This window comes from Pseudomonas sp. B37(2017), from assembly GCF_002112885.1.
Classification (GTDB): domain Bacteria; phylum Pseudomonadota; class Gammaproteobacteria; order Pseudomonadales; family Pseudomonadaceae; genus Aquipseudomonas; species Aquipseudomonas paraglycinae.
Map to the genome: position 1 here is coordinate 175,583 of NZ_NEIX01000003.1, position 18,868 is coordinate 194,450.

Here is an 18,868-nt window from a genome sequence, read left to right on the forward strand (position 1 = left end):
TACCGCCTGACGCCCGCCGCCGACTGCGTTTTACGCAGGGTATGCCAATGGCCAATACACCCACCCCTCTCTCTTCTTATAGTCGGTGGCCGGACCTTTGCGCGATCCGCCGCCACGTCGACCCCTATGTCCTACTGTAGACGCTCGTCGGGCCGATATTGCTCAATCGGAAAATATCCTTGCGCAAATCCCCCGGCGACACCGGCGACTATGGATCAGGCCATGAGAAAAAAACGTATCGACCAGTGTCAGCGACAGGATTGGCAACCCTGTTATTATCCGCGCCAGCGTTTCACGCCTTCTTTCTTCAAGCCGATACGAGCGAATTCATGAGCACTGACAAGACCAATCAGTCCTGGGGCGGCCGCTTCAGTGAACCCGTCGACGCCTTCGTCGCCCGCTTCACCGCCTCCGTCACTTTCGACCAGCGCCTGTATCGCCACGACATCATGGGCTCGATCGCCCACGCCACCATGCTGGCCAAGGTCGGCGTGCTGACGGATGCCGAGCGCGACAGCATCATCGATGGCCTGAAGACCATCCAGGGCGAAATCGAGGCCGGCCAGTTCGACTGGCGCGTCGACCTCGAAGACGTGCACATGAACATCGAGGCACGCCTGACCGACCGCATCGGCGTCACCGGCAAGAAGCTGCACACCGGCCGCAGCCGCAACGACCAGATCGCCACCGACATCCGCCTGTGGCTGCGTGACGAGATCGACCTGATCCTGAGCGAAATCACCCGCCTGCAAAAAGGCCTGCTGGAGCAGGCCGAGCGTGAAGCCGCCAGCATCATGCCGGGCTTCACCCACCTGCAGACCGCTCAGCCGGTGACCTTCGGGCACCACATGCTGGCCTGGTTCGAAATGCTCAGCCGCGACTACGAGCGCCTGGTCGACTGCCGCAAGCGCACCAACCGCATGCCGCTGGGCAGCGCCGCACTGGCCGGCACCACTTACCCGATCGACCGCGAATACACCGCGCAACTGCTGGGCTTCGACGCCGTCGGCGGCAACTCGCTGGACAACGTGTCCGACCGCGACTTCGCCATCGAATTCTGCTCGGCCGCCAGCATCGCGATGATGCACCTGTCGCGTTTCTCCGAAGAGCTGGTGCTGTGGACCAGCGCGCAGTTCCAGTTCATCGATCTGCCGGACCGTTTCTGCACCGGCAGCTCGATCATGCCGCAAAAGAAAAACCCGGACGTGCCGGAGCTGGTACGCGGCAAGACAGGCCGTGTGTTCGGCGCCCTGATGGGCCTGCTGACCCTGATGAAAGGCCAGCCACTGGCCTACAACAAGGACAACCAGGAAGACAAGGAACCGCTGTTCGACGCCGCCGACACCCTGCGCGACTCGCTGCGCGCCTTTGCCGACATGATCCCGGCGATCAAGCCAAAGCACGCGATCATGCGTGAAGCGGCGCTGCGCGGTTTCTCGACCGCCACTGACCTCGCCGACTACCTGGTACGCCGCGGCCTGCCGTTCCGTGATTGCCACGAGATCGTCGGCCACGCGGTGAAGTACGGCGTCGACACCGGCAAGGATCTGGCGGAAATGAGCCTGGAAGAACTGCGTCAGTTCAGCGACCAGATCGAGCAGGACGTGTTCGCCGTGCTGACCCTTGAAGGCTCGGTAAATGCCCGTGACCACATCGGCGGCACTGCGCCGGCGCAGGTCAAGGCTGCCGTGGTTCGCGGTCAGGCGCTGATCGCCAGTCGCTAAAAGCATCGCGGGCAAGTCGAGTTGTCGACTTGCCCGCGAACTGGCTTCAAAACAGATTTTCTACTTTTTGGCTGCGATCATCGCCAAAAACGCCGGCATCGCCGCATCCTTGTCCGCCGCAATCTTCTGCACGTGCGGATTCTGCTCAAGCCGCTCCAGCAGCGCCTTGGCCTTCGGCATCTCCGCCAGCAAATCCAGACTGAACAGTTTGTGCCCCACCGCAGCTGCCAGCGGCACGCTGTAGAGGAAGTACAAGTCCGCAATACTCAGGGTGTCGCCCGCCACGTACGGGGCGAACTTGCCGTGACGTCCCAGCGCCGCAAAGCCCAGCAGTAATTCAGCCTTGGTTTTCTCCTTGATCGCCTCCGGCAACGCCGTGCCGAAAAACGCTTCGCCGTAACAGGCACGGGCCGGCAGCTCGATATACAGCTCGATTTCCTTGGCCACCGCCAGCACCTGAGCGCGGGCAAACGGCTCGGTCGGCAACAGCGGGACACCCTTCTGACTGCTTTCGAGGTATTCGAGCATCACCATCGTTTCGTTGATGTACCCGCCTTCAGCTCCCAGCACCGGCACCTTGCCGCGCGGGCTGATGGCCAGGGACTCAGGCGTAGGCGTCGGGTAGAACGTGACCTCTTCGAACGGCAGGCCTTTTTCGAGCAGCGCCAGTTTGACCATGTTGTAGTAGTTGCTGACGGAGAATCCATAGAGCTTGAACATCACATAGCCTCCAGGCCGTGCGGGGTGGGCAGTGCCTGTTTATAGATCGCTCCGGGAAATCCCGCCAGCAGCATCACGCCGCTGAATGCGGGTAAACTGGCGCCTTTCCTTGAGGAGCCTGCCATGAGCGAGCCGACTGACATCGACAATGATGAAGAAGAGTTCACCGAATCGACGCTGATCGAAGCGATCGAGAACCAGATCGAAAGCGACAACCCGCCAGCGGCCAAGGCAACCTTCAACAAGCTGACGCTGGTCGGTTACGAGCGTGACGACATCCTGAATCTGATGGCCCACGTGCTGGCCTGTGAAATCGACGCGATGCTCGACGAAGACCGCGCGTTCGATACCGAGTGGTACGAAACCGCGCTGCGCGCACTGCCGGAACTGCCACCGGAAAAGCAGTAAAACGGCCCCGCCCTGTGGGAGCACGCCTGCTCCCACACAATTTGTCACCCATCTGCGCGGCCTTCTGCCGCCCCCTGACTACACTGGAATCCACCCCGGGACAAAAACCCTGACACGCGCACTGGACAGGCCGCGCCGGCAGGTTCACCTTAGGGGCGCTGTCGTCCAATTCCTAGAAAGTCTGGAGTCCTTATGTCGCTTACCCCTGAGTTGGTTGCCGAACTGGAAGTCCTCGCACTCTTCAACCTGGACAGTTCCCAGGAAGGTCTGAAAATTCATCAGACCGCTGCCCCGAAGCACATTGCCGCCGCACAACGCCTGTTCGAAAAAGAACTGACAGACCAGCCTGATGGCGGTTACCTGACCAGCCTCGGTCGCGATGCCGCACAGAACGTTCAAACCGTACTGACGATTCTCAAAGAGCAGCAAACCGCCTGATCCTCCCGACTTTGCCCACGGAAACCCCTGCCACGGGATTTCCGCGGGCCAGCCATGAACGTCACCCATCGCCGCGCGATAGAAATCTGACGTCAAAAAACAAATTCAGCTTAAAACTCCTGTCGTTCAGGCGCTAAACTCCCGGACACCCGAGACCCTTTGCCTCCGAGCCCTGCGCGCCGGTTTGAGCCGACATGACCCGCACCCATGAAATCCGCCCCGACCTGGACGAAGGCATCGACCGCAAGGTACTCAGCCAGCTACGTGCACGTTTTCTCAAACTCAATGAAGGCCGCCTGAACCGGGCGCTGGAAGGCCTGTCGACGCGCCAGCAAAGTGTGCTGACGCTGCTGCCGCTGTTTTTTCACGTCAATCATCCGCTGTTGCCAGGCTATGTCTCGGGCAGCACGCCGGCCGGGCTGTCGAATTACGAACCGGACGCCGAGGCGCTCGCCGAAGCCCAGCGCCTGACCCGCTCGTTCTCCTACAAACCGCGTCACGGCAGCAACCCGCCACGGCCGATTCACGGTCTGTTCCTGATGGGCAGCCTCGGCACACTCGCCCAGGCGGACCAGAGCGACATGGATGTGTGGGTCTGTCACGCCCCCGACCTGAGCGATAGTGAGCTGGCCGAGCTGCGCAAGAAATGCCAGTTGCTCGAAGCCTGGGCGGCCAGCCAGGGGGCCGAGGCGCACTTCTTCCTGATCGACCCGGTGCGCTTCGTCAAAGGCGAACGCGACACCCAGCTCAGCTCCGAAGATTGCGGCACTACCCAGCACTATCTGCTGCTGGACGAGTTCTACCGCACCGCGATCTGGCTCGCCGGGCGCACGCCGATCTGGTGGCTGGTGCCGGTCTATGAAGAGCGCGCCTATGACGCGTACACCCACACCCTGATTTCCAAGCGTTTCATCCGCAACGATGAAACCCTCGACCTGGGGCCGATGGCGCACATTCCGCCGGGCGAGTTCGTCGGCGCCGGGCTGTGGCAACTGTTCAAGGGTATCGAGTCACCTTACAAATCGGTGCTCAAGCTGCTGCTGACCGAGGTCTACGCCAGCGAACATCCGCAGGTGCAGTGCTTGAGTCTGCGCTTCAAGCAGGCCGTATTCGCCAACCGGCTGGATCTCGACGAGCTGGATCCGTACATGGTGGTTTACCGCCGGATCGAGGAATACCTCACTGCGCGCAACGAACCGGAGCGCTTGGAGCTGGTGCGACGGGCGCTGTACCTCAAGGTCAACCGCAAGCTCACCGGCAACACTCGCACCCAGAGCTGGCAGCGTTCACTGCTGGAAAGGCTGGCCAGCGAATGGCACTGGGACCAGCGGCAACTGGCGCTGCTCGACAGCCGCAGCCAGTGGAAAGTCCGCCAGGTCAGCGCCGAACGCCGGGCGCTGGTCAACGAACTGAATTACAGCTACCGCTTCCTGACCCAGTTCGCCCGCACCGAACAGACGGTCAGCCTGATCAACAAGCGCGACCTCAACGTTCTCGGCCGGCGGCTGTATGCAGCGTTCGAACGCAAGGCCGACAAGGTCGAGTTCATCAATCCCGGCATTGCCCCGGACCTGGCCGAAGACACCCTGACCCTGGTGCAATCGCCGAACAAAAAGGAACCGGGCCAAACCCAGTGGGGCCTGTACAACGGCAGCCTGACGGCGCTGGAGTGGGAACACTTCGCGCCGATCAAGCGCAGCCGCGAGTTGCTGGAACTGCTGACCTGGTGCCATCGCAACGGTGTGATCGACAGCAGCACCCGACTGGCCCTGCACCCCGGCACCAGCGATATGAGCGAGTTTGAGCTGTTCAACCTGCTCGGCAGCCTGCAACAAAGCATCGCCCTGCCCTTGTCGACCGTTGCCGAAGAACCGCTGCTGCGCGCCGCCGTGCCGAGCGAAGTGCTGATGCTGGTGAATGTCGGGGTCGACCCGCTCAAGCATCACCGCGACCTGAACATTCTGATGACCACCGAACGCACGGACTCTCTGAGCTACGCCGGCGTACGCGAAAACCTGGTGCTGACCCTGGATCAGGTCACGCTCAATAGCTGGAACGAGGTACTGGTCAACCGCTTCGACGGTCCGCATGCCCTGATGGATTGTCTGCGCGACTACCTCAACAACCTGCCGCGCGGACCGCAACAACCATCGCTGCGAGTGCGCTGTTTCTGTCACAACCGCGCGCAGTTCATCGCCCGCCGGGTGGAGGAAATTGTCGATACCGCGCAGACCCTGCTGCTCAGCGATCTCAATCACCGCTACCTGATCCAGGTGCAGCAGCATTACCACGTGCTGGAACTGGTGCCGGGCCAGGTCAGCCATGTCGCCCTCGCCACCCTGCCGGCGCTGCTCGATTACCTGGGTGAGGAACAGCCGCGCTACAGCCCGCTGCACCTGGACCCGATGGCACTGGAAGACCACGACCTGGCACTGATCCTGCCGATGGGCCAGCCCGAATGCATTCAGGTGTTCTACCGGATCACCGAACAAACCGCCGAACTGTACGTGCTCGACGAGTTCAATGCGTTGTGGCAACAGCACTTGCCCTATCACGACGAGCAAAGCCTGTTGGTGCCGCTGCAGCGGTTCCTGCAATCGATCCAGTTCCGCCGCGAAGCGCTGCTGCCGATGGATGCGGGCCATGCCGCCAGCCTTGAAATCTTGTATTACCAGTTATTGCCGTCAGGGCCGGGACGCGCGCGACGGGTCGAAATGCGCCCGGCGCCGCAGACGCCGGTCAACAAACCGTTCTACGACGTGCAGGCGATCGTCGGCAAAGCCGCACCCGGCGAGGTGCAAGTCACGCTGTATTGCAATCAACGGGAATTCAGCGAGCTGGAACATGGCGACCAGCTGTTCAGCGTGGTCGCCCGGGAGATCGTCGGGCAGCGCCGGGAAAGCGAGCGCTACCGCTGCTACATCACCGACCTGGACCTGTCGGGTGTGATCGGTGACGGGCAGAGTTCGAGCAATCTGTATCTGCGTTACAAGGCCGACCTGGAACGCTCTCTGAACGAGGCGCTCGAGCAGGTCTGAGGCGGGTTACTCCGGGAAATCACCGCCGTTGGCCGGCTGCGATTCGACTTCGAGCAAAGTCAGTTTCAGGGTCTTGCCACCCGGAGCCGGCCAGTCGATGTGCTGACCAACCTTCAGGCCCAGCAACGCACTGCCGACCGGAGCGAGGATCGAGACTTTGCCTTCGTCGGCGTTGGCGTGCTTCGGATAGACCAGGGTCAGGTGGTAGTCCTTGCCACTGCTTTCTTCGCGGCAGTGCACACGGGAATTCATCGTCACGACATCGGCAGGCACTTCATCGTGACCGACCAGGGTATCGGCGCGGTCCAGTTCGGTTTGCAGCGCGATCACGCCCGGCAGCGTGTCATCCAGGCTGTCGATCAGGCGCTCCAGACGTTGCACGTCCAGACGGGTAAGGGTGATGGAAGGTGCGGTCATGATCCGGGCAGACTCCTTTCTTCTGCACACAAAAAAAGCAAAACCCCGCCAAAAAAGACGGGGTTTTCACCAGGCCTCGATGGGTTGAGGCGTTTCCGGACACTATCACAGCTCAAAAAATATACAAGCTACGCTCCGGCGAGCTGCCGGCGCTGAGCGGCCTGCGCACAAATCACCCGGCGGCGCTCGTCATCGGCCGAACGCCACTCGCGGATGTCTTCGACATGGCGCATGCAACCGAGGCAGACCTTCTGTTCATCCAGCCGGCACACGCCGGTGCACGGCGAAGGCACGGCCGGGCTGACGTTGCTGTAAAGCGGCTTCGGCGGACGGACGGGTGCAGTATCAGTCACGAAATCACAGGCCTTCGAAATCGAATTCGGTGCCGGCCTGTTGCTTGACGATGCGCTCGAGCATTTCGCCCAGCTGTTCTTCGCTCTTGTCGCACATCCAGCGTTCGCTTTCTTCGTCGTAGTCGAAGTGGAAACCGCCGGACACCGCGGCCAGCCACAGCTGACGCAACGGTTCCTGACGACTGAAGATCAGCTGGGTGCCGTTCTCGAACTTGACGGTCAGCACACCGGCCGAGTTCTCCATGTCGATGTCCAGGTCGCTGTCGTCGAAGATGTCTTCCAGTTTTTCCTGGGTTTCATCGACCAGATCGTGGAAACGGGCTTCGGACAAACTCATTGCGGCAACCTCAAAAAATGTCTGATCAGGCTCAAGCGCCGCAAGATACGGACGCTGCCAGCCGATTGCAAAGGATAACGACCAAGCGCCCTGCCAGGCGACGAAATATCCACCCGCCACGCGGGAAAAGTTTCCGCGCCGCAGCCCGAGCCCCGCCGGACGGGAGTTCCGTCGCATAGGCAAGCTGCCGGGTGGCCGGTATACTCCGGCGCAATTAACGCATTTTCAAGGATTTCGCCATGAAGCGCCTGATCTCTTCCCTTGCTGCGCTCGTCGCGGTTGCCTGCCTTGTTTCGGCTTGTGGTCAAAAAGGCCCGCTGTACCTGCCCGATGAAGATCAGGACCCGGCCGAGCAAGCCCAGTCTTCGCAAAAGCAGCCTGTCTCCAAGGCACACAAGCACGACGTTTACTAAGGGATCGCCATGGACGCTTTTAACTACCGTGGCGGGGAACTGTTCGCGGAAGGTGTGGCGCTGTCCGCCATCGCCGATCGCTTCGGCACACCGACCTACGTTTACTCCCGCGCGCACATCGAGGCCCAGTACCTGGCCTACGCCGATGCGCTGGCCGGCATGCCGCATCTGGTGTGCTTTGCGGTCAAGGCCAACTCCAACCTTGGCGTCCTGAATGTCCTGGCCCGCATCGGCGCCGGTTTCGACATCGTCTCCCGTGGCGAGCTGGAACGCGTACTGGCCGCCGGCGGCAGCCCGGACAAGATCGTGTTCTCCGGCGTCGGCAAGACCCGTGACGACATGCGCCGTGCGCTGGAAGTCGGCGTGCATTGCTTCAACGTCGAATCCACCGACGAGCTCGAGCGCCTGCAAGTGGTCGCCGCCGAGCTGGGCGTTCGTGCGCCGATCTCGCTGCGCGTCAACCCGGACGTCGATGCTGGCACCCACCCGTACATTTCCACCGGTCTCAAAGAGAACAAGTTCGGCATCGCCATCGCCGACGCCGAAGACGTGTACGTGCGTGCCGCGCACCTGCCGAACCTGGAAGTGGTCGGCGTCGACTGCCACATCGGCTCGCAACTGACCACCCTGCCGCCATTCCTCGATGCCCTCGATCGCCTGCTGGATCTGGTCGATCGCCTCGGCGATTGCGGCATCCACCTGCGCCACATCGATCTCGGTGGCGGCCTGGGCGTGCGTTATCGCGATGAAGAGCCGCCGCTGGCCGCCGATTACATCAAGGCCGTGCGCGAGCGTCTGGTCGGGCGTGATCTGGCGCTGGTGTTCGAACCGGGCCGCTTCATCGTCGCCAACGCCGGCGTGCTGCTGACCCAGGTCGAGTACCTCAAGCACACCGAGCACAAAGACTTCGCCATCGTCGACGCGGCCATGAACGACCTGATCCGCCCGGCGCTGTACCAGGCCTGGATGGACGTGACTCCGGTCAAGCCACGCGAGACCGCTGCGCGTACCTACGATGTCGTCGGCCCGATCTGCGAAACCGGCGACTTCCTCGCCAAGGAACGCGAACTGGCGCTGGAAGAAGGCGATCTGCTGGCCGTGCATTCGGCCGGTGCCTACGGTTTTGTGATGAGCTCCAACTACAACACTCGCGGCCGTGCCGCCGAAGTGCTGGTGGATGGTGATCAGGCATTTGAAGTGCGTCGCCGCGAGACCGTGGCCGAGCTGTTTGCCGGCGAAAGCCTGCTGCCGGAGTAACCCCATGCTGCTGCGTTTTACCAAGATGCACGGCCTGGGCAACGACTTCATGGTTCTCGACCTGGTCAGCCAGCACGCGCATATTCAGCCCAAGCACGCAAAAATGTGGGGCGACCGGCACACCGGCATCGGTTTCGACCAGTTGCTGATCGTCGAAGCGCCGAGCAATCCGGATGTGGATTTCCGTTACCGGATCTTCAACTCCGACGGTTCCGAAGTGGAGCAGTGCGGCAACGGTGCGCGCTGCTTCGCCCGCTTCGTGCTCGACAAGCGCCTGACCGCCAAACGGCAGATCCGCGTCGAGACCAAGGGCGGCATCATCGAGCTGGACGTGCGTAACGACGGCCAGATCGGCGTGAACATGGGCGCCCCGCGCCTGGTGCCGGCGGACATTCCGTTCCAGGCGCCGGAGCAGGCCCTGAGTTATCAGGTCGATGTCGACGGTACGCCGATCGATCTGGCGGCGGTATCGATGGGCAACCCCCATGCGGTGCTGCGGGTCAGCGATATCAACACTGCACCGGTGCATGAACTGGGGCCGAAAATCGAACACCATCCGCGCTTTCCGGCGCGGGTCAACGTCGGCTTTCTCCAGGTCATCGACCGCCATCGCGCACAACTGCGCGTCTGGGAACGCGGCGCCGGGGAAACCCAGGCCTGCGGCACTGGTGCCTGCGCTGCTGCTGTAGCTGCGATCAGTCAGGGGTGGATGGATTCGCCACTGCTGATCGACCTGCCGGGCGGGCGCCTGTCCATTGAGTGGGCAGGCCCTGGCCAACCGGTGTTGATGACCGGCCCGGCAGTGCGCGTATACGAAGGACAAGTGCGTCTTTGAGTGAGCAGAAGCCATGACCGATAAGCCTCAGGTACCCGCCCGACAGTCCGGTGAATCAGCGTCCGAGAGCCTGGAGGCGGCAGCGGTTGCCGCATACCTGGAGGCTCATCCGGACTTCTTCGTCGAGCATGAAGAACTGCTGCCGTCCCTGCGTATCCCTCATCAGCGCGGCGATACCGTTTCGCTGGTCGAGCGCCAGATGGCCATCCTGCGCGACCGCAACATCGAGATGCGTCACCGCCTCTCGCACTTGATGGACGTCGCCCGGGACAACGATCGCCTGTTCGACAAGACCCGTCGCCTGATCCTTGCGCTGATGGACGCCGCCACTCTGGAAGACGTGGTGATCAGCGTTGAAGACAGCCTGCGCCAGGATTTCCAGGTGCCCTTCGTCAGCCTGATCCTGCTCGGCGACAACCCGGCCCCGGTCGGCCGCTGGGTGACCCACGCCGATGCGCAAACCGCCATCGGCGGCCTGCTCACCGAAGGCAAGAGCGTCAGCGGCAGCCTGCGCGAGCATGAGCTGGACTTCCTGTTCGGCGAAGAACAACGCAAGCAGATCGGCTCCACCGCCGTGGTCGCTGTCAGCCACCAGGGCATCCACGGGATTCTGGCCATCGCCAGCCGTGATCCGCAGCACTACAAGAGCTCGGTCGGCACACTGTTCCTCAGCTACATCGCCGAAGTCATGGGTCGCGTGCTGCCACGGGTCAACAGCTCGCTGCGCTCGGTACGCTGAGCATGGAACGGCAACTGGACGCTTACTGCGAACACCTGCGCAGTGAGCGGCAGGTGTCGCCGCACACGCTGTCGGCCTACCGACGCGATCTCGACAAAGTCCTCGGCTGGTGCAACAAACAGAACATCGGCAGCTGGCAGGCGCTGGACATCCAGCGCCTGCGCAGCCTGATCGCCCGCCTGCATGCCCAGGGCCAGTCCTCGCGCAGCCTGGCGCGCCTGCTCTCGGCGGTGCGCGGGCTCTATCACTATCTGAATCGCGAAGGTCTCTGCGATCACGATCCGGCAACGGGTCTGGCACCGCCCAAAGGCGAACGCCGGCTGCCGAAAACCCTCGACACCGACCGCGCCCTGCAACTGCTTGAGGGTGCGGTGGAGGACGATTTTCTCGCACGGCGCGATCAGGCGATTCTGGAGCTGTTCTATTCCTCCGGCCTGCGCCTGTCGGAGCTGACCGGGCTCAATCTCGATCAGCTCGATCTGGCCGACGGCATGGTTCAGGTACTCGGCAAGGGCAGCAAGACACGCCTGTTGCCGGTCGGCAAAAAGGCCCGGGAAGCACTGGAGCAATGGCTGCCGCTGCGGGCGCTGACCAATCCGGCGGACGACGCCGTATTCGTCAGCCAGCAGGGCCGACGTCTTGGCCCGCGAGCGATTCAGGTGCGGGTCAAACTCGCCGGCGAGCGCGAACTGGGGCAGAACCTGCACCCGCACATGCTGCGGCACTCCTTCGCCAGCCATTTGCTCGAGTCCTCCCAGGACCTGCGCGCGGTGCAGGAATTGCTCGGCCACTCGGACATCAAGACCACCCAGATCTATACCCACCTGGACTTCCAGCACCTGGCGGCGGTCTACGACAGCGCCCATCCACGGGCCAAACGCATGAAAGGCGACGATTCATGAGCATCCAGTTGATCACCTTCGACCTCGACGACACCCTGTGGGACACCGCCCCGGTGATCGTCAGCGCCGAAGCGGTTTTGCGCGAATGGCTGAGCGAACATGCGCCGAATCTGGGCGCGGTGCCGGTGGAGCATCTGTGGTCGATCCGCGAACGGGTGCTGGCCAGTGAGCCGGGCTTGAAACACCGCATCAGTGCGCTTCGCCGGCGAGTGCTGTTCCATGCGCTGGAGGAAGCCGGATACGCCCACAGCGAAGCGTCGGATCTGGCAGACAAGAGTTTTGAAGTGTTTCTGCATGCGCGGCATCAGATCGAGGTGTTCCCGGAGGTCGAGCCGATCCTGGAAACCCTCGCCAAACACTACGCCCTCGGAGTGGTCACCAACGGCAACGCCGATGTCCGTCGTCTCGGGCTGGCGGACTACTTCAAGTTTGCGTTGTGCGCCGAAGACATCGGCATCGCCAAGCCGGATGCGCGACTGTTCCATGAAGCATTGCAGCGCGGTGGCGTGAGCGCCGAAGCCGCTGTGCATATCGGCGACCACCCGGGGGATGACATCGCCGGGGCGCAGCAGGCCGGATTGCGTGCGATCTGGTTCAACCCGGCCGGCAAGGTCTGGGAAGCGGAGCGCCTGCCGGATGCCGAGATTCGCAGCCTGAACGAACTGCCTGCCGTGCTCGCCCGCTGGAACAGCCGCGGCTGATTTTCTTTCGCCCATGAAAAAGCCCGCAGCGACGGCGGGCTTTTTCAGCAAGCAAGCGACACGCCTCAGATAGGGCGGCTGCCGTACTTGTTGTCCGGCTTCTTGGGCGGATCGGCGACCACGTTGGCCTCCACTTCCTGCACCTTGCCGCCGCGCGCAAGGAACTCTTCCATGGCCTTGGCCAGGGCATCGCGCTCCTTGTTCTTGGCTTCGATGCTCGGCAACTCGTCGACCGACACCGCAGCCTTGGCCTTGCCTTTGGCAGCCGGGGCCGGCGTATCGTCACCGCCATCGTCTTCAGCAACGTCTTCCGCTGCTGCTTCCAGACCGTCTTCGGCCTCGTCTTCGTCGCCTACTTCGAGGTCGTCGTTTTCCAGATCATCGTCGCTCATGTTCTACCTCATGACTTGCGAAAAGCAGATTAGTTATAGACCAGCTTTGGCGACTGTCGAAAGTCGCCGGAAAAAAATCGGTAACCATTGGTGACCAACGGTTTATGCCCCTTCACCGTGCAAGGTGGCGAGGACTTTACGGGCACCGCCATGATCACGGTGCTCGCCCAGGTAAACGCCTTGCCAGGTGCCCAGTGCCAGTCGGCCCGCCGTTACCGGCAAACTGATCTGACAGCCCAGCACGCTGGCCTTGAAGTGCGCCGGGAGGTCGTCCAGGCCTTCGTCGTTATGCTCATAGCCGTCTGCTCCTTGTGGGATCAGACGATTGAAAAATCGTTCGAAGTCGCGACGTACCGCCGGATCGGCGTTCTCGTTGATGGTCAACGACGCCGAGGTATGCTGCAGCCACAAATGCAACAGACCGACCCGGCATGCCTTGAGTTCGGGCAGGCCGGCGAGCAACTCGTCCGTCACCAGATGAAAGCCCCGGGGCCGTGCCCGCAGGGTTATCAGAGTCTGTTGCCACATACAGTTCTCCGCACGTTCGGGGCGCATTCTAGCGCGCTCTGGAAAAAAACAAAGGCCCTAATATTCCTTCAATGATGTAAGCCTTTGGCCGCAGAAAAACACTCGTCGTAAACACGACCAAAGCAGTACGAAAAATCCTTTCAGCTGTATCAGGGAAGACAAATTCCAGACAAAAAAATGCCCGGCGAGCCGGGCAAGTTTTTTGCGGCGCGTGCTTACAGGTTGTAGCCGCGCTCGTTGTGTTGTGCCAGATCCAGGCCGACCGATTCTTCTTCCTCGGTCACGCGCAGACCCATCACGGCATCCAGCACCTTGAGGATGATGAAGGTGACGATCGCGGTGTAGATCACGGTGAAGCCGACGCCTTTGCACTGAATCCAGACTTGTGCGGCGATGTCGGTGACGGTGCCGAAGCCACCCAGCGACGGTGCAGCGAACACACCGGTCAGGATCGCGCCGAGGATACCGCCGATACCGTGCACGCCGAAGGCGTCCAGGGAGTCGTCATAACCGAGTTTGCGTTTCAGCGTGGTGGCGCAGAAGAAGCAGACCACGCCCGCAGCCAGACCGATCACCAGAGCGCCCATCGGGCCCACGGTGCCAGCGGCCGGAGTGATCGCAACCAGACCTGCAACGACGCCGGATGCGATACCCAGTGCGCTTGGTTTGCCGTGGGTGATCCACTCGGCGAACATCCAGCCCAGTGCAGCCGCAGCGGTCGCGATCTGAGTGACGAGCATCGCCATGCCGGCGGTGCCATTGGCGGCCGCAGCGGAACCGGCGTTGAAGCCGAACCAGCCAACCCACAGCATCGCCGCGCCCATCAGGGTGTAACCCAGATTGTGTGGCGCCATCGGGGTGGTCGGGAAGCCTTTGCGTTTACCCAGCACCAGGCAGGCAATCAGACCGGCCACACCGGCGTTGATGTGCACAACGGTGCCGCCGGCGAAGTCGAGCACGCCCCAGTCCCACATCAGGCCGCCGTTGCCGGACCAGACCATGTGCGCGATCGGTGCATAGACCAGGGTGAACCAGATGCCCATGAAGATCAGCATCGCGGAGAACTTCATCCGCTCGGCGAACGCACCGACGATCAGCGCCGGGGTGATGATCGCGAAGGTCATCTGGAAGGTAATGAAGACCGCCTCGGGGAACAGCGCCGCGGGGCCGGTCAGGCTCGCTGGGGTGACGCCGGCCAGGAACGCCTTGCCGAAACCGCCCACGAACGAGTTGAAGTTGACGACGCCCTGCTCCATGCCGGTGGTGTCGAACGCGATGCTGTAGCCATAGATGACCCACAGGACGCTGATCAGACCGGTAATGGCGAAGCACTGCATCATCACGGAAAGAATGTTTTTCGACCGGACCATGCCGCCGTAGAACAGCGCGAGGCCGGGAATGGTCATGAACAGCACGAGGGCGGTGGAGGTGAGCATCCAGGCGGTGTCGCCGGAGTTCAGGACTGGAGCTGCCACTTCGTCTGCCGCCATGGCCAGGCCGGGCATTACGATAGACAACAGGGCTCCTAGCCCTGCGAATTTACGCAGAGTCATATTGTTTTCTCCTGGGGCGTTGGGTTTGTGGCGGCGTTTAGATCGCGTCGGTATCGGTTTCGCCGGTACGGATGCGGATCGCCTGTTCCAGATTGACCACGAAGATCTTGCCGTCACCGATCTTGCCGGTGTTGGCAGCCTTGGTTATCGCCTCGATAACCCGATCCAGATCCTTGTCGTCGATGGCAACGTCGATTTTCACCTTGGGCAGAAAATCGACCACATACTCCGCGCCGCGATACAGCTCGGTGTGACCCTTCTGCCGACCGAAGCCTTTGACTTCAGTAACGGTAATGCCCTGCACGCCGATTTCGGACAGCGACTCGCGCACGTCGTCCAACTTGAACGGCTTGATGATGGCAGTGACTAGCTTCATGAAACTCTCTCCCGAATTGGTGGACTTGCCCCAGGAAAACAAACCCGACTCAAGTCTAAGCGCAGTGCCTGGCTTTGTAACGCTTCGTTGTCGACGCCAGCTAACCGCTCCAGACGAAACTCCCCGCTCCGTCTGCCGCACTGCATTCGTCACAGCGACTGCATCAGTGCATGGGTCGAAGGTGACTAAGCAGAAAGCTTGCCATCTCGCCAAAAACCACTGATTTCAATCCCTTGGCCGCTGCCGCAGATGCCATCACCCAAATGGCACTCCGGATACGCACAACAACGGTGCGCGGCCGTGCATCCAGTTGCGCGAAAAGCGTGCATCCGTGCCTGCGCCAATGACTATAGACACTGCGTGATACACTGCCGGCCATTGTTTCCAGGACATATCCCATGCTCGCGCCCAAAGACTTCCTCGACGCCCTGAGCGGCACCGCCTCCCGCCTGTTCAGCGGCGACACGCCCTTGCCAAAAGCCGAAATCGAAAGCCAGTTCAAGATGCTGCTGCAAAGCGCCTTCAGCAAACTGGACCTGGTGAGCCGCGAAGAGTTTGACAGTCAGATGGTGGTGCTGGCGCGCACTCGCGCCCGGCTGGAGAGCCTTGAGGCGAAGGTGGCGGAGATGGAAGCGAAGCTGACGCCGCCGGCTGAGTGAATTGAGAAGCTAAAACCGCTCCTGCCGAGGCAGGAACGGTTTCCGTCGGTTCAATTCTTACAGCGAATTATTCCAACGGTCTCGCAGAATCTCGTACAGGCGAAAAGCCCATAGCACGATCCTGACGAGGCGCCACATATGTTTAAGAAACTTAGACATATTTTGGCCCTCCTTGCGTGGGGCCAAACCTCCGATGCTCTTTCCGGCGTACGAACACCTTCGGGACTACACGTGAGTGTGCCCACCAAGGCGGCCGGGTGTGGATCCCCCAAAAAAGCACCGCCACGGTTCTCACACCGTGTTGGGGGACATGAAATCTTTACGCTCCCGGCCACACTCTGTGAACACTCCATGAGTGGGCATCGTCGCAACGGATGGTATTGCAGCCCCTACAAAATTCATTTAAACAAGTTGTATCAAGGCGTTAAGCGTGTATTCCCGGCATATCAGACACGTCATCTCTCAGCCCTGCCTTGCTGGGCGCCAAGTGATCCTGACGCTTGCATCCAGGAGCAAACCTGCATAACCTCAGCAAACGTGAGTGTGTCCACTAAGGATGCGCAGGCCTTGGCCTCACCGAAGCCTGCAACTAAAAAACCGTCTCCTCAAGGCGGTTTTTTTTCGCCTCGATATATCTGCAACAATCGGTTTTCTGAGGAGTAGTCACAGCAACTGTTCAGCTCCCCGCCGTACGACCTTGGATTCAGATCAAGCGCAATGCGCCAGCCGCTCCAGTTGATCACGGACCGAAGCTCCTCTCTAAACTTCAGCTTTTCGCAAATCGTAAGTCGACTGAAGATTCATCCAGAACTCAGGTGTGGTGTTGAGGTGGATGGCCAGCCTGATTGCCAGATCGGCGCAGATCCTGAGTTGGCATTTCACAAGCTTCTCGATCTCGGTTTCAGGCCAGTTTGTGGGCATGCCCAAGTCCATGACCGTCATGCCCAACGGCTCCATGAATTCCTTATTCAGCACCTCGCCCGGATGAATCGGGCGCATACCATTGCGGTCCATTTTTCGCCTCCAGAGGCTGCATTGAGCGGCCAAACTGGAGCATCCGACTTTGCGATACAAGACCGTCGAGTCGCTTTCGCTGGCGTCCTACAACTATTAGGGCACGCCCCTACAAAAATCAGCGTCTGCGCCTATTTATGTTGTCCTTACGCCTGCCATTACATTAGCGACACCCATCAGGAAGGAGGTCTCTGTGAAGGATAAAAAGAGAAAGAAAAAACTACTTCAGGTTGTTGAACTACACCTCGAAGCACTCCGACTGGCTGGAAATTTGTCAGCCATTCAACGGAGGTTTATTGAAGTTGCCGTTACGTGCGGACCTGAGCTTGAGCCAAGTGGTCTGTTAGCGGGCAGAAGATGAACGCATAGGCCCGCACAACCGCTTTCTGATACGTCTTGTAAACCTCTACTCAAACGCAAGAACCCCGCTCAACTACCCTTCAAAAACCCGCAGGAAGCGGCCCCCGATTCAACTCAAGGAACGACCATGTCCCTCGCCATCGTCCATAGCCGCGCCCAGATTGGCGTGGATGCTCCCGCCGTCACCGTCGAAGTTCACCTGGCCAACGGTTTGCCCTCGCTGACCATGGTCGGCTTGCCCGAAGCGGCGGTGAAGGAGAGCAAGGACCGGGTACGTAGTGCGATCATCAATTCCGGGCTGCAGTTTCCGGCGCGGCGGATCACGTTGAATCTGGCACCGGCGGATCTGCCCAAGGATGGCGGGCGGTTCGATCTGGCGATTGCGCTGGGGATTCTGTCGGCGAGTGTGCAGGTGCCGACGTTGACCCTCGATGATGTGGAATGTCTGGGTGAGCTGGCGTTATCCGGCGCAGTTCGGGCGGTGCGTGGGGTGTTGCCGGCGGCGCTGGCGGCGCGCAAGGCCGGGCGGACGCTGGTGGTGCCGCGGGCAAATGCCGAGGAGGCTTGTCTGGCGTCGGGGCTGAGGGTGATCGCGGTGGATCATCTGCTGGAGGCCGTGGCGCATTTCAACGGGCATACACCGGTCGAGCCTTACGTCTCTGATGGGCTGATCCATGCCGCCAAACCCTATCCCGACCTGAATGAAGTACAGGGCCAACTGGCCGCCAAACGGGCGCTGCTGATTGCCGCCGCCGGCGCCCACAACCTGCTGTTCAGCGGACCACCGGGGACGGGCAAGACGTTGCTGGCCAGTCGATTACCGGGGTTGCTGCCACCGCTGGCCGAGAGTGAAGCGCTGGAGGTGGCGGCGATTCAATCCGTTGCCAATGGCGCACCGTTGACCCACTGGCCGCAGCGCCCGTTTCGCCAACCGCATCACTCGGCCTCCGGGCCGGCGCTGGTCGGTGGCAGTTCAAAACCGCAACCCGGCGAAATTACCCTCGCCCATCATGGAGTGCTGTTTCTCGATGAGCTGCCCGAGTTCGATCGCAAGGTGCTGGAGGTTCTGCGCGAACCGCTGGAATCCGGCTGCATCGTGATTGCCCGAGCCAAGGAGCGAGTGCGGTTTCCCGCAAGATTCCAGTTGGTGGCGGCGATGAATCCCTGTCCCTGTGGATATCTTGGCGAGCCGAGCGGCAAGTGTTCGTGCACGCCGGACATGGTGCAGCGCTATCGCAACAAACTGTCGGGGCCGTTGCTGGACCGGATCGATTTACACCTGACGGTGGCGCGGGAGGCGACAGCGCTGAACCCTGCGGTAAAACCGGGAGAGGACAGCGCCAGCGCGGCCACGCTGGTCGCCGAGGCCCGCGAGCGCCAGCAAAAGCGCCAGGGCTGCGCCAATGCGTTTCTCGATTTGCCGGGACTGAAGAAGCACTGCAAGTTATCCACAGCCGATGAAACCTGGCTGGAGACGGCGTGCGAAAGACTGACCTTGTCGCTGCGCTCGGCGCATCGGCTGCTCAAGGTCGCGCGGACGTTGGCGGATCTGGAGAAGCGCGCGGATATCAGTCGCGAACATCTGGCCGAAGCGTTGCAGTATCGGCCGGCGACTCAGTAAGTGCCGAGGTCGTGGCGGGCCCAAACGCAAGCAGGCTCGCTCTCACAGGTCCAACAAAAACCCTGTGGGAGCGAGCCTGCTCG

The 18,868-nt window shown here is 61.3% G+C and carries 21 protein-coding genes; 12 read left to right on the forward strand and 9 right to left on the reverse strand.

Annotation, left to right across the window (positions count from 1 at the left end; all coding sequences use genetic code 11):
• Positions 1 to 329: 329 nt before the first annotated feature.
• Entirely contained in the window at positions 330 to 1,724 is a 1,395-nt protein-coding gene (gene argH, locus CAF90_RS10075) for an argininosuccinate lyase (RefSeq protein WP_085606067.1), read from the forward strand.
• Positions 1,725 to 1,784: 60 nt separating this feature from the next.
• On the opposite strand, the gene CAF90_RS10080 is transcribed toward argH, so the two are convergent.
• Entirely contained in the window at positions 1,785 to 2,444 is a 660-nt protein-coding gene (locus CAF90_RS10080) for a glutathione S-transferase family protein (protein ID WP_085606069.1), read from the reverse strand.
• A gap of 123 nt (positions 2,445 to 2,567) precedes the next feature.
• Between CAF90_RS10080 and CAF90_RS10085 the strand changes: the two genes are divergently transcribed.
• The 3 genes from CAF90_RS10085 (at position 2,568) to CAF90_RS10095 (ending at position 6,328) form a co-directional block, all read left to right on the forward strand.
• Positions 2,568 to 2,852 (forward strand): hypothetical protein, encoded by a 285-nt coding sequence (locus CAF90_RS10085; RefSeq protein WP_007951881.1) that lies wholly within the window; start codon positions 2,568 to 2,570, stop codon positions 2,850 to 2,852.
• Between the two features lie 192 nt (positions 2,853 to 3,044).
• Positions 3,045 to 3,290: a TIGR02647 family protein gene (locus tag CAF90_RS10090; protein WP_007951883.1), complete on the forward strand. Its 246-nt coding sequence runs from the start codon at positions 3,045 to 3,047 to the stop codon at positions 3,288 to 3,290.
• 194 nt (positions 3,291 to 3,484) lie between these two features.
• Positions 3,485 to 6,328: a class I adenylate cyclase gene (locus CAF90_RS10095; RefSeq protein WP_085606071.1), complete on the forward strand. Its 2,844-nt coding sequence runs from the start codon at positions 3,485 to 3,487 to the stop codon at positions 6,326 to 6,328.
• A gap of 6 nt (positions 6,329 to 6,334) precedes the next feature.
• Here CAF90_RS10095 and rnk read toward each other — a convergent pair whose 3' ends face one another.
• The 3 genes from rnk to cyaY all read right to left on the reverse strand — a co-directional run bounded on the left by rnk (position 6,335) and on the right by cyaY (position 7,435).
• Entirely contained in the window at positions 6,335 to 6,745 is a 411-nt protein-coding gene (gene rnk / locus CAF90_RS10100) for a nucleoside diphosphate kinase regulator (RefSeq protein WP_007951886.1), read from the reverse strand.
• A gap of 128 nt (positions 6,746 to 6,873) precedes the next feature.
• Positions 6,874 to 7,098, reverse strand: a complete 225-nt coding sequence (locus CAF90_RS10105; protein WP_045121669.1) for a DUF1289 domain-containing protein — start codon at positions 7,096 to 7,098, stop codon at positions 6,874 to 6,876.
• Between the two features lie 4 nt (positions 7,099 to 7,102).
• Positions 7,103 to 7,435 (reverse strand): iron donor protein CyaY, encoded by a 333-nt coding sequence (gene cyaY, locus CAF90_RS10110; protein ID WP_007951887.1) that lies wholly within the window; start codon positions 7,433 to 7,435, stop codon positions 7,103 to 7,105.
• Between the two features lie 239 nt (positions 7,436 to 7,674).
• Here cyaY and CAF90_RS10120 point away from each other — a divergent pair, with 239 nt between their 5' ends.
• From CAF90_RS10120 to CAF90_RS10145, 6 genes are read left to right on the forward strand one after another with little or no spacing between them, the layout of a single operon-like run.
• Positions 7,675 to 7,848, forward strand: coding sequence for a lipoprotein (locus CAF90_RS10120; protein WP_007951888.1), 174 nt, complete (start codon positions 7,675 to 7,677; stop codon positions 7,846 to 7,848).
• 9 nt (positions 7,849 to 7,857) lie between these two features.
• The gene (gene lysA / locus CAF90_RS10125) at positions 7,858 to 9,105 is read left to right on the forward strand and encodes a diaminopimelate decarboxylase (RefSeq protein WP_007951889.1); all 1,248 of its coding nucleotides are present in this window, start codon (positions 7,858 to 7,860) and stop codon (positions 9,103 to 9,105) included.
• Positions 9,106 to 9,109: 4 nt separating this feature from the next.
• A complete protein-coding gene (gene dapF, locus CAF90_RS10130; protein ID WP_085606073.1) occupies positions 9,110 to 9,940 on the forward strand; it encodes a diaminopimelate epimerase in 831 nt (276 codons plus the stop codon).
• Between the two features lie 13 nt (positions 9,941 to 9,953).
• Positions 9,954 to 10,679, forward strand: a complete 726-nt coding sequence (locus tag CAF90_RS10135; RefSeq protein ID WP_007951894.1) for a DUF484 family protein — start codon at positions 9,954 to 9,956, stop codon at positions 10,677 to 10,679.
• A 2-nt stretch (positions 10,680 to 10,681) separates the two neighbouring features.
• Positions 10,682 to 11,581: a tyrosine recombinase XerC gene (gene xerC / locus CAF90_RS10140; protein ID WP_007951897.1), complete on the forward strand. Its 900-nt coding sequence runs from the start codon at positions 10,682 to 10,684 to the stop codon at positions 11,579 to 11,581.
• On the forward strand, positions 11,578 to 12,282 hold the full coding sequence (locus CAF90_RS10145) for an HAD family hydrolase (protein ID WP_085606075.1): 705 nt from the start codon (positions 11,578 to 11,580) through the stop codon (positions 12,280 to 12,282). The genes xerC and CAF90_RS10145 overlap by 4 nt, the downstream gene beginning before the upstream one ends.
• Positions 12,283 to 12,347: 65 nt before the next feature.
• Here the strand turns inward: CAF90_RS10145 and sutA are convergent, their stop codons facing one another.
• The 4 genes from sutA to glnK form a co-directional block, all read right to left on the reverse strand.
• Complete coding sequence (gene sutA, locus CAF90_RS10150; protein WP_007951900.1) at positions 12,348 to 12,674, reverse strand: transcriptional regulator SutA; 327 nt, start codon at positions 12,672 to 12,674, stop codon at positions 12,348 to 12,350.
• A gap of 102 nt (positions 12,675 to 12,776) precedes the next feature.
• Positions 12,777 to 13,202, reverse strand: coding sequence for a secondary thiamine-phosphate synthase enzyme YjbQ (locus CAF90_RS10155; RefSeq protein WP_011336526.1), 426 nt, complete (start codon positions 13,200 to 13,202; stop codon positions 12,777 to 12,779).
• 215 nt (positions 13,203 to 13,417) lie between these two features.
• The gene (locus CAF90_RS10160; protein ID WP_007951904.1) at positions 13,418 to 14,755 is read right to left on the reverse strand and encodes an ammonium transporter; all 1,338 of its coding nucleotides are present in this window, start codon (positions 14,753 to 14,755) and stop codon (positions 13,418 to 13,420) included.
• A 37-nt stretch (positions 14,756 to 14,792) separates the two neighbouring features.
• A complete protein-coding gene (glnK, locus tag CAF90_RS10165) occupies positions 14,793 to 15,131 on the reverse strand; it encodes a P-II family nitrogen regulator (protein WP_002555808.1) in 339 nt (112 codons plus the stop codon).
• Positions 15,132 to 15,529: 398 nt separating this feature from the next.
• Between glnK and CAF90_RS10170 the strand changes: the two genes are divergently transcribed.
• The gene (locus CAF90_RS10170; RefSeq protein ID WP_007920416.1) at positions 15,530 to 15,790 is read left to right on the forward strand and encodes an accessory factor UbiK family protein; all 261 of its coding nucleotides are present in this window, start codon (positions 15,530 to 15,532) and stop codon (positions 15,788 to 15,790) included.
• Positions 15,791 to 16,549: 759 nt separating this feature from the next.
• Here CAF90_RS10170 and CAF90_RS10175 read toward each other — a convergent pair.
• On the reverse strand, positions 16,550 to 16,804 hold the full coding sequence (locus CAF90_RS10175) for a HigA family addiction module antitoxin (RefSeq protein WP_085606077.1): 255 nt from the start codon (positions 16,802 to 16,804) through the stop codon (positions 16,550 to 16,552).
• 487 nt (positions 16,805 to 17,291) lie between these two features.
• Between CAF90_RS10175 and CAF90_RS10180 the strand changes: the two genes are divergently transcribed.
• Complete coding sequence (locus CAF90_RS10180; protein ID WP_085606079.1) at positions 17,292 to 18,785, forward strand: YifB family Mg chelatase-like AAA ATPase; 1,494 nt, start codon at positions 17,292 to 17,294, stop codon at positions 18,783 to 18,785.
• The last annotated feature ends 83 nt before the right edge of the window (positions 18,786 to 18,868 follow it).

Excerpts from the sequence above, each read along its gene's own strand:
- argH (WP_085606067.1), top strand. The coding sequence starts at position 330 with ATGAGCACTGACAAGACCAATCAGTCCTGGGGCGGCCGCTTCAGTGAA.
- CAF90_RS10080 (WP_085606069.1), bottom strand. The coding sequence starts at position 2,444 with ATGTTCAAGCTCTATGGATTCTCCGTCAGCAACTACTACAACATGGTC.
- CAF90_RS10085 (WP_007951881.1), top strand. The coding sequence starts at position 2,568 with ATGAGCGAGCCGACTGACATCGACAATGATGAAGAAGAGTTCACCGAA.
- CAF90_RS10090 (WP_007951883.1), top strand. The coding sequence starts at position 3,045 with ATGTCGCTTACCCCTGAGTTGGTTGCCGAACTGGAAGTCCTCGCACTC.
- CAF90_RS10095 (WP_085606071.1), top strand. The coding sequence starts at position 3,485 with ATGACCCGCACCCATGAAATCCGCCCCGACCTGGACGAAGGCATCGAC.
- rnk (WP_007951886.1), bottom strand. The coding sequence starts at position 6,745 with ATGACCGCACCTTCCATCACCCTTACCCGTCTGGACGTGCAACGTCTG.
- cyaY (WP_007951887.1), bottom strand. The coding sequence starts at position 7,435 with ATGAGTTTGTCCGAAGCCCGTTTCCACGATCTGGTCGATGAAACCCAG.
- CAF90_RS10120 (WP_007951888.1), top strand. The coding sequence starts at position 7,675 with ATGAAGCGCCTGATCTCTTCCCTTGCTGCGCTCGTCGCGGTTGCCTGC.
- lysA (WP_007951889.1), top strand. The coding sequence starts at position 7,858 with ATGGACGCTTTTAACTACCGTGGCGGGGAACTGTTCGCGGAAGGTGTG.
- dapF (WP_085606073.1), top strand. The coding sequence starts at position 9,110 with ATGCTGCTGCGTTTTACCAAGATGCACGGCCTGGGCAACGACTTCATG.
- CAF90_RS10135 (WP_007951894.1), top strand. The coding sequence starts at position 9,954 with ATGACCGATAAGCCTCAGGTACCCGCCCGACAGTCCGGTGAATCAGCG.
- xerC (WP_007951897.1), top strand. The coding sequence starts at position 10,682 with ATGGAACGGCAACTGGACGCTTACTGCGAACACCTGCGCAGTGAGCGG.
- CAF90_RS10145 (WP_085606075.1), top strand. The coding sequence starts at position 11,578 with ATGAGCATCCAGTTGATCACCTTCGACCTCGACGACACCCTGTGGGAC.
- sutA (WP_007951900.1), bottom strand. The coding sequence starts at position 12,674 with ATGAGCGACGATGATCTGGAAAACGACGACCTCGAAGTAGGCGACGAA.
- CAF90_RS10155 (WP_011336526.1), bottom strand. The coding sequence starts at position 13,202 with ATGTGGCAACAGACTCTGATAACCCTGCGGGCACGGCCCCGGGGCTTT.
- CAF90_RS10160 (WP_007951904.1), bottom strand. The coding sequence starts at position 14,755 with ATGACTCTGCGTAAATTCGCAGGGCTAGGAGCCCTGTTGTCTATCGTA.
- glnK (WP_002555808.1), bottom strand. The coding sequence starts at position 15,131 with ATGAAGCTAGTCACTGCCATCATCAAGCCGTTCAAGTTGGACGACGTG.
- CAF90_RS10170 (WP_007920416.1), top strand. The coding sequence starts at position 15,530 with ATGCTCGCGCCCAAAGACTTCCTCGACGCCCTGAGCGGCACCGCCTCC.
- CAF90_RS10175 (WP_085606077.1), bottom strand. The coding sequence starts at position 16,804 with ATGGACCGCAATGGTATGCGCCCGATTCATCCGGGCGAGGTGCTGAAT.
- CAF90_RS10180 (WP_085606079.1), top strand. The coding sequence starts at position 17,292 with ATGTCCCTCGCCATCGTCCATAGCCGCGCCCAGATTGGCGTGGATGCT.